10 protein-coding genes and 1 tRNA gene are annotated in these 14,327 nt (G+C 31.6%); 3 read left to right on the forward strand and 8 right to left on the reverse strand.

Annotation, left to right across the window (positions count from 1 at the left end; translation table 11 throughout):
* The coding region (ccsA, locus tag QZZ51_RS06265; RefSeq protein WP_291867442.1) for a cytochrome c biogenesis protein CcsA at window positions 1-1,966 on the forward strand (1,966 nt) is incomplete at its 5' end.
* 4 nt (window positions 1,967-1,970) lie between these two features.
* Window positions 1,971-2,693, forward strand: a complete 723-nt coding sequence (gene bshB1, locus QZZ51_RS06270; RefSeq protein ID WP_291867444.1) for a bacillithiol biosynthesis deacetylase BshB1 — start codon at window positions 1,971-1,973, stop codon at window positions 2,691-2,693.
* On the opposite strand, the gene QZZ51_RS06275 is transcribed toward bshB1, so the two are convergent.
* Window positions 2,690-4,780, reverse strand: a complete 2,091-nt coding sequence (locus QZZ51_RS06275) for a tetratricopeptide repeat-containing sensor histidine kinase (protein WP_291867447.1) — start codon at window positions 4,778-4,780, stop codon at window positions 2,690-2,692. The genes bshB1 and QZZ51_RS06275 overlap by 4 nt on opposite strands.
* Window positions 4,781-4,918: 138 nt before the next feature.
* Window positions 4,919-6,994 (reverse strand): tetratricopeptide repeat-containing sensor histidine kinase, encoded by a 2,076-nt coding sequence (locus QZZ51_RS06280; RefSeq protein ID WP_291867449.1) that lies wholly within the window; start codon window positions 6,992-6,994, stop codon window positions 4,919-4,921.
* Between the two features lie 189 nt (window positions 6,995-7,183).
* On the opposite strand from QZZ51_RS06280, the gene QZZ51_RS06285 reads away from it, so the two are divergent.
* Window positions 7,184-7,259: transfer RNA gene (locus QZZ51_RS06285), tRNA-His, on the forward strand.
* Window positions 7,260-7,319: 60 nt separating this feature from the next.
* On the opposite strand, the gene QZZ51_RS06290 is transcribed toward QZZ51_RS06285, so the two are convergent.
* The 6 genes from QZZ51_RS06290 to QZZ51_RS06315 form a co-directional block, all read right to left on the reverse strand.
* The gene (locus QZZ51_RS06290) at window positions 7,320-8,885 is read right to left on the reverse strand and encodes a M28 family peptidase (RefSeq protein ID WP_291867451.1); all 1,566 of its coding nucleotides are present in this window, start codon (window positions 8,883-8,885) and stop codon (window positions 7,320-7,322) included.
* Window positions 8,886-9,056: 171 nt separating this feature from the next.
* A complete protein-coding gene (locus QZZ51_RS06295; RefSeq protein WP_291867453.1) occupies window positions 9,057-10,742 on the reverse strand; it encodes an NAD(P)/FAD-dependent oxidoreductase in 1,686 nt (561 codons plus the stop codon).
* A 9-nt stretch (window positions 10,743-10,751) separates the two neighbouring features.
* Window positions 10,752-11,438 (reverse strand): SGNH/GDSL hydrolase family protein, encoded by a 687-nt coding sequence (locus tag QZZ51_RS06300; protein ID WP_291867456.1) that lies wholly within the window; start codon window positions 11,436-11,438, stop codon window positions 10,752-10,754.
* The gene (locus tag QZZ51_RS06305) at window positions 11,422-11,889 is read right to left on the reverse strand and encodes a hypothetical protein (protein ID WP_291867459.1); all 468 of its coding nucleotides are present in this window, start codon (window positions 11,887-11,889) and stop codon (window positions 11,422-11,424) included. The genes QZZ51_RS06300 and QZZ51_RS06305 overlap by 17 nt, the downstream gene beginning before the upstream one ends.
* 78 nt (window positions 11,890-11,967) lie before the next feature.
* A complete protein-coding gene (locus QZZ51_RS06310) occupies window positions 11,968-12,609 on the reverse strand; it encodes a CatA-like O-acetyltransferase (protein ID WP_291867461.1) in 642 nt (213 codons plus the stop codon).
* Between the two features lie 55 nt (window positions 12,610-12,664).
* On the reverse strand, window positions 12,665-14,155 hold the full coding sequence (locus QZZ51_RS06315; RefSeq protein ID WP_291867464.1) for a carboxypeptidase: 1,491 nt from the start codon (window positions 14,153-14,155) through the stop codon (window positions 12,665-12,667).
* Between the last annotated feature and the right edge of the window lie 172 nt (window positions 14,156-14,327).

A 14,327-nucleotide genomic window follows, 5' to 3' on the forward strand; every position in this document is an offset into this window, starting at 1 on the left:
TCGCTTTTTTCAAGCAAGTTTTGATCCAGATGAAAAGGGAACCGTACTTTCTGTGAATCATGATTTTTGGGGTACTTGGATAACATATATTGGCTATACCTTGCTTTATATTGGCTTGTTAGGGATTATGTTTTTTGGCAAAACACGATTTAGAGATTTAACACAGAGTTTAGATAAACTAAAAGCAAAAAAAGCGCTTCTGTCCATGCTATTGCTTTTAGGGGGCACAATATCAGCCATAAGTCAAGAACATACTGTGGGTGATGGTCATAACCATAATGCAGCTCCAACAGCCAAACAGGTAGACTCTGTATTAATGGCTACCATGGTTTCTAAAGAACATGCAGCTAAATTTGGGAAACTGGTTATACAGGATGAGAGTGGAAGAATGAAACCTATAAATACTTTTTCATCGGAACTTCTACGTAAGTTAAGCCTAAAAGATAATTATGGAGATTTAAATGCAGACCAAGTATTTTTATCTATGATGATGAATCCTGCTATTTGGTATAATACCGAGTTTATAGCGGTTGATAAGAAAAAACAAAACGATAGTATTCGTAAAACTATAGGCGTAGAAAAAGGAAAGGCTTATGTAAAAGCAACTGCTTTTTTCGATGCTGAAGGGAATTATAAATTAGAACCTTTTTTAGCCGATGCAACTTCTACAAATAACCCCAATAAATTTCAGCAAGATATAAAAGATGCTAATATTAGGTTGAGTTTATTAAACCAAGCATTAAGTGGGCAAATTGTTAAAATATTTCCTCTTCTAAAAGATGAAAATAATAAGTGGATTTCAGCAGTAGAATATAGGGGAGGGCAGTACCATGTAACAGATTCTTTGTATGCTAATTTTATTAAAAATGCAGTGCCCTATTATTTAATGACGCTTTCAAAAGCTAAAAAAACAGGAGACTATACGGAAGCAGATAAATTATTAAAAGCATTTAAACAGAATCAAAATAATCATGGCGCGGAAGTTTTGCCGTCAGAAGAAAAAGTAAATACCGAAGTTATTTATAATAAACTCGATATTTTCAATAGACTTTATGAGTATTATGCTTTAATAGGAATACTAATGTTTTTGGCATTGATATTTCAAATTTTTAAAGACCGTGAGTTATGGCGAATAGCTATTTACACTTTTAAAGGAATTATAATAATTTTCTTTTTGTGGCATACAGCAGGTTTAGCATTACGTTGGTACATTTCTGGTCATGCTCCTTGGAGTGATGCTTATGAAAGTATATTGTATGTTTCTTGGGCAACTATGGGCATGGGACTTTTACTAGGAAGAAAAAGTGATATGACTATTGCTGCTTCTGCCTTTGTTACGGCGATGTTACTTTGGATAGCGCACCAGAGTTGGGTAGATCCTGCTATTGCTAATTTAGTACCTGTTTTAGATAGTTATTGGTTAATGATACATGTTGCTGTAATTGTTGGTAGTTATGGTCCTTTAACCGTTGGTATGATATTAGGTGTTGTGTCTTTGATTCTTATAATTTTAACCAATAGTAAGAATAAAAAAAGAATGGAAATCAATTTAAAAGAATTGACCATTATTAATGAACTGGCTTTAACCACTGGTTTAGTAATGCTTACTATAGGTAACTTTTTAGGAGGACAATGGGCAAATGAAAGTTGGGGTCGCTATTGGGGCTGGGACCCTAAAGAAACATGGGCATTAGTATCTATAATGGTATATGCTTTTGTAATTCACACAAGATTAGTTCCAGGTCTACGAGGTAAATGGACCTTTAGCTTTTTAAGTGTAGTTGCTTTTGCAAGTATAATGATGACTTACTTTGGTGTGAATTTTTATTTAGTAGGACTTCATAGTTATGCCAGCGGAGGCCAAGTGATTACACCTGTTTTTATTTATTATACAGTATTTGGTGTGTTTGTTCTTGGTGGAATAAGTTATTGGAGATATACCATTAATTATTCTAAAAAAAATTAGATTAATGAAATTAGATATATTAGTTTTTGGTGCGCATCCTGATGATGCAGAACTAGGTGCAGGAGGAACGATAGCCAAAGCCATAGCGAATGGAAAAAAAGTTGGAATAGTAGATCTTACACGAGGAGAATTAGGAACAAGAGGATCCGCGGAGATAAGAGATAAAGAAGCGACTAATGCCGGAGATATTTTAGGAGTCTCGGTACGTAATAATTTAGGGTTTGCAGATGGTTTTTTTGTTAATGATAAAAAACACCAACTAGAAATAATAAAACAAATAAGAACCTATAAACCAGATATAGTATTGTGTAATGCTATAGAAGATAGGCATATAGATCACGGAAAGGGTAGTAGCTTGGTTAGTGATGCTTGCTTTTTAAGTGGTCTTATAAAGATAGAAACTAGCTCAGAAGCAGAAAGCAAGCTTCAGGAAGCTTGGCGACCAAAAAATGTATACCATTATATTCAATGGAAAAATTTAGAACCCGATTTTGCTATAGATATTTCAGGATTTGTAGATCAAAAGATGGATGCCATTAGAGCGTATGCTTCTCAATTTCACGATCCAAATAGTAAAGAACCAGAAACGCCGATTACCAGTAAAAACTTCTTTGATAGTGTTGATTACAGAGCCAGAGATTTAGGAAGATTAATAGGAGTAAGCCATGCAGAAGGATTTACAGTAGAAAGAGTAATAGGAGTAAACCAGCTAGGAGATATTATTTAGGCAGTTTGTTTGTATTTTTTTTTGGCTTTAGGGACAGTAAAGTAGAAGCAAGAACCTTTATCTAATTTACTGCTTACCCATATTTTACCATTGTTTTTTTCTACCATTTCTTTACATAATGATAAACCTAAACCTGTTCCTTTTTCATTATTTGTTCCGTAGGTTGTTAAATTAGAATTTTCAGTGAAAACTTGCTTCTGTACATCTATACTCATTCCAACCCCAGTATCTTTCACAAAAACTTCCCAATGGTTATTTTTTTCTACTGCGCCAATAATTATACTTCCATTTTCAGGAGTAAACTTTAGAGCATTGCTAATTAAATTACGAATAACAATGTCTATTTGATTAGCATCTGCCCATGACAATGTATTTTTAGGTATTTGGTTTGTTAGTGTAATAGATTTATTTATTGCAGTTTCAGTTAAAAGATTAAAATTTTCTTTTACTAAATTGTCTAAAGGCGTAACAGAAGGCTTTATTACCGCGCCATTCATTTGGCTTTGTCCCCAGCTTAAAAGATTGTTTAATGTAAAAGAGATATGATCAATATCTGACATTAGTTTAGGAACAAAACCTAAAAATTCTTCTTGGCCTATTTCACCATTTTTAAACAATTTTAGTAGCCCCTGAAATGCTCCAATTGGTCCCCTTAAATCATGGCCAATAATAGAAAATAGTTTGTCTTTTGTCGTGTTTATTTCTCTTAAATCAATTTCGCTTTTCTCTAAATCTAGTTTTTTTGTATTCAATTCAATATTTAAATTTTTCTGGATTCTTTCATTTCTGCGTACTAAGAAGGTTATAACAATGAATATTAACAAAATAAACAAGGCACTATATACATAGTTTTTTTGCTGAGAAAGAGCTTTTTTATTTGTCTCTATAAGTTCTTCTTTTTGTCTTTCGTGCTCAATTTTTGTTTTAAGCATCGTTAAACCTTTCTGGTTTTCACTAGTAGATAAAGTATCAGAAATTTTTTGATATAGTTCGTGGTATAACAAAGCAGTAGCAAAATCTTTTTTGTTTTTATTTACTTTATATAATGTCTTTGCACATTTTTGAATTCCCTCTTTAGATTTAAGTTGTGATGATAGTTTAAATGCAGCTAATGCGTATTTTTGAGAAATACTGTCTTTTTTTTGACCCAAATAGGCTTCAGACATACCATTAAATAAGTCAATTTTACCGCGATCATCTTGCAAAGTCTTATGTAACATTTCACTTTGGCTGTACCAGTATAAAGACCATGTATATTTTTTCTGCTTTAAATATATTTTACCTTTTATTTCATATGCAAAAGCAAGCCAATCCATGATTTTTTCTTTTTCAAAAATAGAAATACTTGCATTGATATTAAACATGGCATAGTCTAATTTTCCCATATCGGCATAAGTAGAAGCCATATTGCTCATAGTTTCGGCAGAGTATACAGGATTGTTTATTTTCTCATTAATTTTTTTAACTTTTTTATAAAAGTGTAATCCTTGTTCGTAGTCCTTTTGACTTACATATAAACTGGCTATGTTTTCATTTAAAATTGAAAGCATTAACTGATCATTAGTTATAGTGGCATATTCAATAGCATCAAGATAACCTCTTAAAGCCTTTGCGTAATTCCCTAAGTAACTATATTCTACAGAGATACTATTCTTAGATCTTAATATTTGTTTTTTATTTTCTGTTCTTTTTGAAATAACAAGCGCCTTTTCAAAAAAATTAATCCCTTTTTTATGTTTTCCGTGGTCAGAATAATATGTGCCTATACCAATTAGAGCATCAATTTCACCGTTTTTGTAATTAGATTCTTTACTGTAGTTTAAAGCTTTAGTGGATAAAGAAAGAAGCTTCTCCGTATTATAGTATCTAAACTCTAACGCTAAATTTATTAGATTCTTAATATAGGTTGTATCTTTTATGTTTAAGGTAGATATACCTTCTAGATTACGTATTTCTTTTTCTAAACTATCTCTTTTAGAATTTTGGGCAGATAAAATTATGCTACAAAGAAGCACAGACGTAATAATTAAATTACGTATTATTTGTGTTAATAAACTGTATGCAGTATTGGTACAGTTTTGGTGCATGGATTTTTAATAATATTTGAAAAATAAAATTAAATCAATAGCAAGGGGTATGCTAATATATGTTGTGAAAGAGCAATTATTGTGTGTTTTGTCCTAAAAAAAATGTATTTCATCGATAAAATAGAAAAACATTAGAAATTAAGAGCTTTGCTTCTTTTTGAATTTAGGAAAGCTAAAAGAAAAAGTACTTCCCGAATTTTCTTCACTTATTACCCAAATACTTCCATTGTTTAATTTAACCATTTCTTGACATAACGAAAGACCTAAGCCTGTTCCTTTTTCATTGAAAGTCCCATAAGTACTATAATGAGTAGTTTCATTAAATAATTTATCTATATTTTCTTTTTTAATACCTAGTCCATTGTCTTTCACAGAGCAAACAACTATATCATCTTTTATAGTAGCAGTAATAATTATTTTCCCTTTTTCTGGAGTAAATTTAATAGCATTACTAATTAAGTTTCTTAAAATTAAATCTATATGGTTAGTATCTGCAAGAACCGATGTGTTTTCTTCAATTAACAACTGAAATTCAATTTTTTTATTTTCGATGGATTTACTAAAAAGGTTCCTGTTGTTCTGTGAAATTTCTCTTAGCCTAACTTCTTCTATATTTGTTGTAGCACCCTTCATTTGTGTTTGCCCCCACGAAAGTAAGTTGTCTAATGTAAATTGAATATGTTCCACTTGCGTTTTTAATTTTGGTATAAAACGCTTAAATATGGTATCCTCCTCTAGGCTTAGGTTTAATAATTCTTTTAAGGATAGTATTGGGCTTCTTAAATCGTGCCCAATAATAGAGAATAGTTTGTCTTTTGTAGAATTTATAGTTTTTAATTTATTTTCATTAGCGGCTAAAATTTCATTTTTTATTTTTAATGCCGTACTCATATCTTTTTGAGTATTTAAATTTTTTCTAATTAAAAAAGCAATAGCACTTAAGCTAAGTAAAGAAGCTAAACTAACATATAAGAGTTGTTTTTGTTTGTATAATTTGGTGTTATTCTGGTTAATTAATTCATATTGTTCGTTTTGGTGCGTTCTTTCTATATCTAAAAAAGCCATGCTAATTAATTGTTCGTTTTTAGATAACGAATCGGACATTTTTTTAAATAACTTATGATACTTTAAGGAATTAACAGGCTCTTTTAATTTTTCATAAATTAAAGACAAGTTTTCTGCAGATGTAGCGATGCCTCTAGGGTAGCGTATTTCATTTGCAAGATTGCTAGCTTTTATTGCGAACATTTTACCTAATGCCAAATCATTCTTTTGAATATATACCTTAGAAATGGAATTATATAAATCCATTACGCCTATATCATAATTTGTAGAAAGCTGTATGGGCTCGCTTTTATTATACCAAACTATGGCTTCATCATATTTTTTTTGATTTAGAAAAATATCACCCTTAAGCATATAAGCATACCCAAGCCATCCATTTACTTTATATTTTTCAAAAATTTTAATACTTTGGTCTGATTCCTTGGTTGCAAGTTCTAAATCATTTAAACTAATATGTACCTTTGTCATATTACACAAAGTAGAACCTATTAGAATACTATCATTTATTTTTACGGCTAACTCATTTGCTTTTCCAAAATACTTGAGTGCTCTTTGGTACATTTTTTTATGACTATAGGTAACTGCCATATTTTCATAAATGGTAAGTAAATATAATTTGTTCGCTATTTTTGATGCTAATTTTTCCGATTTTAAATATTCCTTTAAAGATTTGTCACTGTGCCCTATATGATTATATTCTATTGCTGACAAATTACTCACATCTAATAATAAAATAGTGTCTTTTGTTTGTATCCCAATTCTCTTAGCTTTTTCTAAATGACTAAATACTAAAGAATCATTACCTTTCTCTAAGAAATAAGAAGTAAGTCCAAGATACGCTTGGCCAATACCTTTTGCATACCCCGCTTTGGTGCTATAATCTAAAATGCTATTAGATAAAATGTATAGTGAATCTGATGTAGAAAAGGTGTATTCTAAAGCCAATTCATTTAATAAATTTATATAAGTAGTATCTTTAGTAGAGAAATAGTCGGCGTTTTCTTTTTTCTTAATTAATTTTATAAGGCTATCTTTTTTTTGTGGCCTTTGCTGCGAATAAAATGTGATTGGGTATATAAAAAAAAGAAATAAAAAAAAAGCCGTTTGTAAGAGGGAGCCATACTTAAAAAAATTATTTAAGTGCTTCATTTTAAGATTTTTGGGAAGTAGGTTATTTAATTTACTAGAAATATCTTTTTTGTTTGCTTATAAATATTAAGTCTATTTCCTACAAGTTAAATAATATTATTGACTAGCACTAATACTTTTCTTGTTTTTTTAGGTAGTTTATTTTGATAGATTAAATAAAAAAAATTACATTTGCCATCGCTTACAAATGGTGGTTGTAGCTCAGTTGGTTAGAGCATCGGTTTGTGGTACCGAGGGTCGCGGGTTCGAATCCCGTCTTCCACCCAAAAAGCAAAGCCTTATCATTAATGATAAGGCTTTTTTGTTTGTATAAAATAACGAAAAATTACTTTGCTGTGTCTACAATAATACGTTGATCTCTATTTGCTATTTCCCAAGCGGTATAGAAAATAAGTCTAGTTCTGTTTTCTAATAAATCGTAATTAATTTTATCTGGAGTATCGGTTGGCTTATGATAGTCATCGTGAGTTCCGTTAAAATAAAATATTATAGGAATATTGTTTTTTGCAAAGTTGTAATGGTCACTTCTATAATAAAAACGGTTGGGGTCATTTTCATCATTATATTTGTAGTCAAATTCAATATTAGTGTATTTCTTATTCACATTTTCAGATAAGATATGCAAGTCTTTACTCAATTTATCGGAACCTATTAGGTATAAATAATTGCGATCTCCTTTTCTTTTGGGGTCAATCCTCCCAATCATATCTATATTTAAATTCGCTACGGTATTTTTTAAAGGAAATATAGGTTCTATATCTGCATAGTACTGAGAACCTAAAAGACCTTTCTCTTCTCCTGTTACATGTAAGAATACAATAGAGCGTTTTGGACCTCTGCCTGCATCGGAAGCTTTTTTAAAGGCTTCAGCTATTTCTAATAAGGCTACTGTACCTGATCCGTCATCATCTGCTCCATTATTGATATCCCCATTAGCGGTTATTCCTATATGGTCGAGGTGTGATGAAATAATAACATACTCTTCTGGTTTTTCAGAGCCTTTTAGAACAGCTACAACATTTTCAGAAGTTAATTCATTGTTAGCACTTTCTATTTGTAGTGAAATAGGATTGTTTATTATAGTTGGAGTATGTTCTTTTTCAATTTCTGGAAGAAGTACTTTTGCCAAATGGCCATCAACATACAGACTAATAAAATTATCTTCATTAGTTTCTTTAACCTCCATACGTCCACTATTATTTTGTTTCATGTAGTTGAACCTGCTCTTGAAACGGCTAAAGTTTGCAGGGTCATAATATAAAATGCCAACAGCACCATTGTCTTTAGCTATTTTAATTCGTTTTCCTAAAGATTCGGACATATTGCTCCAAATAGATTTTTCTTTGGATCCAGAGAGAATGTAATTGCCATCTGTATTCTGTGGTTCACCAGATTTCACCAACACAATTTTTCCTTTTACATCTATGGTACTATAGTCGGAATATTGTCCTTCTTCAATTCCGTAACCTACATACGCTATAGATTCGTAATTTCCATTGCTAGAATTGAATGTTAAAATATGATTACCAACAGGGTATTTAATATCCTTATAACTTAAAATCCCTTCGGGAACTTTCTTTAAAGATAAAGGAACTTCTTGAAAATAATCTCCATCTTTTTTAGCTGCAGGGATTCCTAATTTTTTATATTCTTTCTTAATATAGTCAGAAGCTTTTTTTTGTCCTGGTTGCCCAGTTTCTCTTCCTTCAAAAGCATCGGAAGCATAAATATAAAGATGTTCCTTAAGTTCTGCTTCTGTAATAGAAGAAGCAATTTTTGTTACATCAATTTCTTTACTGACAATTGGCTTCTCTTCTGTTTCTAAAACTGTTTTTTGAGAAGAGTTACACGCAAGACAAAAACCTAATACGCCAAAAAGTATTTTTTTCATATAGTTATTTTAAGTTCTAAATTATTTCAAAAGTAAACAAAACCACACAATTCTACCAAAAGCAATTTTCTTCTCGAGGAGATACATTATAATTGGTTTTTTAGTTTATCTACAGTATCATTATAGTGTATGTTTTTTATGTTTAACTACTTAGAAAAGCTGTTTCATATCTTAAGGTTTTGATGTTTCTTCTTTTAGAATGGCTTTAGCTTTTCTAACATCTATCTTTTTTGTTAGCCATTCTGGGTATTCCTTAGAATCTTCAGCATCATAAATTCTTAATTTTTGGTCGGGTAGAGGGTTTCTTAATTCATCAGCATCACAATTTAGTATAATACTAGCTGTTTCTACACCAGAATGGGCGGCTCCAGCAACACCATGGGATAAAACACTAGCTCCACAGAGATATAGATTAGTAATCTCACTTTTAGCTTTATATGCAAACGGCCCAATATGCTTAAAACTCTTTTCTGTACCGTATACGCTACCTCTGGTAGAATTTACATAATATTCATTTGTTAAAGGTGTTCCTAAATCTTTATGGATAATATGCTCCCTAATATTTGGTATAACTTTCTCTAAACCATTAAGCATTTTATGGGTTAGGTTTTCCTTAAAATCTAAATAGGCTTTTGATCGTTGCTCTTTTTCATTTTCAAATTGCTTAAAAGCATCGTAATTAATGAAAGTAATAACCTCTAATGAATGGTTTTTTCCATCGTAACTAGAAGGGTCTTTTAAAGTAGTACAGCTAATAAACATGCCCTCAAACGTATCTCCTTCTAATAAGTTGGTAGTCATTAAATCATCATAACATTCATCAGCGTCTTTATCTGGCATCAGCCAAATATTACCAGAATCCAGGCCTGCTTTTCTTACATCTAAATCAACAGTTAAAAATAGCATTAAAGAGGTGCAAGAGTATTTTGTTTTACTTAGTTTTTTGTATAATTTATCGCTTATGTTTTCTTTACCAATTAAGTTTAAATATGTAATTCCAGGGTCTGCATTGGATATTATATTCTTCGCAAAAAGTTGTTGCCCATTCTCTAACTCTACACCAATTGCAGTTTTTTTAGTGTCTCCGTCTAAAAGTATTTTTTTTACAGGCGTACTTGTCGAAACGGTACCATTATACTTTTTAATAGCATTTGTTTTTGCTTTAATTAAAGCTCCACCACCACCCATGGGGTAATAACTACCATTAAAATAATGGCTCATTAAAGCACAATGCAATGGGAAAGGGGCTTTGTTAGGTTGTAAACCATGATCTCCACACTGTATATTAAGGATGTTTTTTAATAAAGGGTCTTTTATATGCCAGTCAATAACTCTTTTAAGGCTAAATAAACCGTATTTGCCCATATGTCTGGTTCTATATGGTATGGTTAGCTTCTGCCAGAACCCTTTAATGTATGGCAAAGAATATATTTGTGTACTTACATTTTTTATCAATGTAAGATATTTTTCAATATTCTTTTTTTCTTTAGGAAATCTTTCGGATAAGCGTATAGAAAGTTCTTCTAAATTAGATGGGTAATCGAACTTTTCATCACCAATCCAACAATGCTCGTAAGCATCCTTATTCATTCTAAAAAAAACAAGGTCATTTGCAATCCCTAAACCTTTATACAAGTCACTAGTAGATTCTCCTTCCCCGAGCAATCCAACGTAATGAACTCCAGGCGTAAATCTATGTCCGTTTAAATAAAAACTATGACACCAGCCTCCAGGGACATCATGTTTTTCTAATACAAGAACTTTTTGCCCTGCTCTGGATAAACATATTGCTGTTGCTAATCCACCTGCACCGGACCCAATAATTATAGAGTCCCAATTTTTTTCTATTTCTTTCAAAGGATAGTTTTAATTTTTTAAAGCTTTTTCAATAGCTTTTTCTACTAATGGTTCCATAACAGCGTAACCCTCTTCTGTTGGGTGTACTTCGTCATTAGCATATTTTTTAGGCAAACCATTTCTGTCATCTACCATTGCCGAAAAATAATCTAAATAGATGCAATTGTTTTCAGAGGCATATTCTTTAATCATTTTATTTAAAGCTATTATTTTTTCAGCAGGTTTTATTTCGGGTTTCCACAGATATTTATAAGCCGGTAGGGTAGAGGATAATATTACTTTTATTCCATTTGCTTTTGCAATTTCTACCATTCCTTTTATATTATCAACAATCATAGTTAAAGAGGAAGGGCCTGTGTTCCCAGCTATATCGTTAGTGCCTGCTAAAATAACAACAATTTTGGGGTGTAATGCTACTACATCTTGTCTAAAACGAATTAGCATTTGCGGTGTTGTTTGTCCACTAATACCTCTATTTATGTACGGTTTGTTCTTAAAAAAATCAGGACGTGTTTGCGACCATCCAATAGTAATAGAGTTTCCCATGAAGACCACTCTATTTTCGCTTTCGGAAGGTGCAGTAATAGTTGCATTTTCTTTTTGAAAATGTTGTAAATCTGCCCAATCTTGGGCGTTAGATTTTGATATTCCTAGAAGAGCAAGCATTATAAATATGATTTTACTTATTTTTTGCATTTTGTAATTGTTGTATTTCATCTGAATGCAGAGCTAGTTCTGTTTTAATTTTATCTAACGATGGTTTTTGGACGTATAAATAAGCTATAAGACAAACAGCAATGACTAATGGCAGCGCATTATTAGTAGTATAAAAAGCATAAATAGAAACTAAAGCAGGTATTTCTATTAGGAAAAATTTAATATGAGAAGCCGACTTATACTTTTTAAGTTTTTCTTCTAAAGTAGTATTCAATTTAATAGTGAGTAACATTTTTTTAAAAACAAATTGACTTCCAAAGTAACCAATGATAGCCACAATAGGAACCAAGTATAAAAAGAAACTTTTTGGTGCAGGCTCTACCGTAATACTATTACTTTGAGAATATGCTATGCCAGCGAAAAGTATCAATCCAATAACTAAAGAAAGATGTAAAAAAGAGAGTGTTTTTAAAAAAGATTTTGGTTGCATGATTAAAGTTAGAATATTAATAGAATACGCCTCTAAGATAGCCTATATTTTTAATTGATTCTTCTAGTTTTAAAATCTTTAGGATAAAAAAAAATCGGGCTGCATTGTCATTATCTCTAAGTTTTTATAAAATTTACCCACATGTTTACCATCTACTAAAGCATGATGTACTTGAACGGATATTGGCATTACCAACTTCCCATTATTGTCAAAAAATTTTCCCCAACTTATTCTTGGAACACTATCAGAGGGGTGGTAATGCATGGCATGTTGCATGCTAGTAAAACTAACCCATGGGAATGCAGATAAAAACAAATAATCATCTTTTCCTTCTTCATCCTCCAAGCGTGGATTTGTTTTCATAGACTCACTAATACTTTTTGCATCTTTTAAAAATATAGAGGGGTTAGCGTTATAATTAACAGTACAAAAACTAAAAACATCGGAAGTATCTGTATTTACGGTAAATGAAGGTTGTACGGATTCATGTTCTATAACATCTGCTCCTCTAATGCGCCATTTAAATTCAGTAATTTCATTCGCAGTTTTTGCAATTAAAAAAACAATGGAGTGCGTTATCGATAGCTGATGATTTTTACAATATGTAATTAATGGTTCAATTTCCACATTAGCCGTAATATTAAAATGGGGGTGATTCATTCCATTAAAAAACTCAAAATGCTTTTTTCTATGTTCGTTTTGAAAAGTAATATTTTTCAACTGTGTAATTTTAAAATATGAAACAAAAAGTGAATTTAGAAGGAATGCCTAAATGTTATTTATATCGGGCACTTTTTCCTTTAGATATGGTTCTAAGAATGAAGTTTCTAATGTCATCATTTGCATTTTTTAAATCTTCTCTTCTTAAATACATCATATGACCAGAACGATAGCCTTTAAAACTAAAACGATCATTCATTTTACCACTTGGGTCTATTTGCCACATGGTATATTTGGCATTGAAGTACGTTGTGGCGCCATCATAATAGCCAGATTGTATCATAACATTAAGATAGGGATTTTGCGCCATTGCTTGTCTTAAATTGTCCCTTGTGTTATCCTTTTCATTGTTCCATGGATGAACAGGGCCGAACATATTATACTTAATATCCGTTTTAAAGTTTAATTCCTCTTGTAAATAGTAATTTATAGCAGGGGTAAAACTATGTAGCCATGAAGCTAATTCGGCACTATAATCTGGTTTACTTCCGGATAATTGACGGTCGATTCCTAAATACCTAGAATCTAATCTTCCTATGGTATAGCCACTTTTGTTTTTTAATAAATTTTTCCAAAAATACTGCGTTGGTACAACCAAGTTTTGGTCTAGAATTTCTTTTTCTGATAAACCGGAATAATAGGCTATTTTTTTGGCTGCAGCTTTTTTTTCGATATCATTTATAAATCCACCTTTGGCTAAAGAAGGAATTAAAGAATGGATGGTGTATTCCTCAGCTTCGGGTAATATTTCTTCTAAATCTTTATTTTGTAGCTCTGGATCTAGGGCATTATGGTGCCAAGCGGCAGCTGTATAATAGGGTAAATTTAGTGCATCGGATACTGGGCCACCAGTTCTTATTACTTTGTAATCTGCAGGGCTTACCATAATTACCCCATTTAAGTACATCCATTGTTGGTTTTGGAGAGCAAGCGATAATCCCATTACTCTAGTGCCTCCATAACTTTCTCCTATAATATATTTTGGAGAACTCCATCTATTATTCCTTGTAACAAATGTGTTTAACCATTCGGCTAAATATTTTATATCGGCATTAATCCCAAAGAATTTTTCTCTATCGACTTCCTTTCCAGTTTCAGGGATAGTTCTTGAATATCCGGTATTAGCAGGGTTTACATATACAATGTCGGTAACATCAAGGACAGAAAATGGGTTTTGTTTAACGCCATATGGTTGCACGGGGTATCCTTCGTCATCTATTTTCAATACTCTGGGGCCTGTATAAGCCAAATGCATCCAAACAGAGCCAGAACCGGGTCCACCATTAAACGAAATTAGTAAAGGTCTAGAAGCTCTATCTTTTACATTGTTTTTGGTATAGTAAGTATAATGTAATGCCGCAATGGGGTCTCCTTTATCATCCCAAACTGGTTGTGTACCTGTCTTGGCGGTGTAATTAATTGAAGTGCCGTTAATAGTAACACTATGCTGCGTAGAAACAATAGTATCTAGAGGTAATTTTCTTTTTTGGGCGCTCAGGTTTATCATTCCTGAAATGCAAATAATAGAGAGTAGTAACTTTTTCATTTTTAGTGATTGTATTAGTCTCTCTAAAAATAAGTAATTAGAATGATAAATAATAGTCTCGTAAGAAAACATAACTAATAATAGATTCAGATGGTATTTAACTAAGTGTTTGTTACCTCTAGAATAGTTATTAAAAAAATCTTTTTTGTATATAAAATGATTGGAAACAAGA

The sequence above is a fragment of the Maribacter sp. genome, from assembly GCF_016744255.1.
Lineage (GTDB): Bacteria > Bacteroidota > Bacteroidia > Flavobacteriales > Flavobacteriaceae > Maribacter_B.

What these genes read in the sequence shown, in the direction of transcription:
- QZZ51_RS06315 (WP_291867464.1), bottom strand. Translation starts at nt 14,155, where the DNA reads ATGAAAAAGTTACTACTCTCTATTATTTGCATTTCAGGAATGATAAAC.
- QZZ51_RS06280 (WP_291867449.1), bottom strand. Translation starts at nt 6,994, where the DNA reads ATGAAGCACTTAAATAATTTTTTTAAGTATGGCTCCCTCTTACAAACG.
- QZZ51_RS06300 (WP_291867456.1), bottom strand. Translation starts at nt 11,438, where the DNA reads ATGCAAAAAATAAGTAAAATCATATTTATAATGCTTGCTCTTCTAGGA.
- QZZ51_RS06305 (WP_291867459.1), bottom strand. Translation starts at nt 11,889, where the DNA reads ATGCAACCAAAATCTTTTTTAAAAACACTCTCTTTTTTACATCTTTCT.
- QZZ51_RS06290 (WP_291867451.1), bottom strand. Translation starts at nt 8,885, where the DNA reads ATGAAAAAAATACTTTTTGGCGTATTAGGTTTTTGTCTTGCGTGTAAC.
- QZZ51_RS06275 (WP_291867447.1), bottom strand. Translation starts at nt 4,780, where the DNA reads ATGCACCAAAACTGTACCAATACTGCATACAGTTTATTAACACAAATA.
- bshB1 (WP_291867444.1), top strand. Translation starts at nt 1,971, where the DNA reads ATGAAATTAGATATATTAGTTTTTGGTGCGCATCCTGATGATGCAGAA.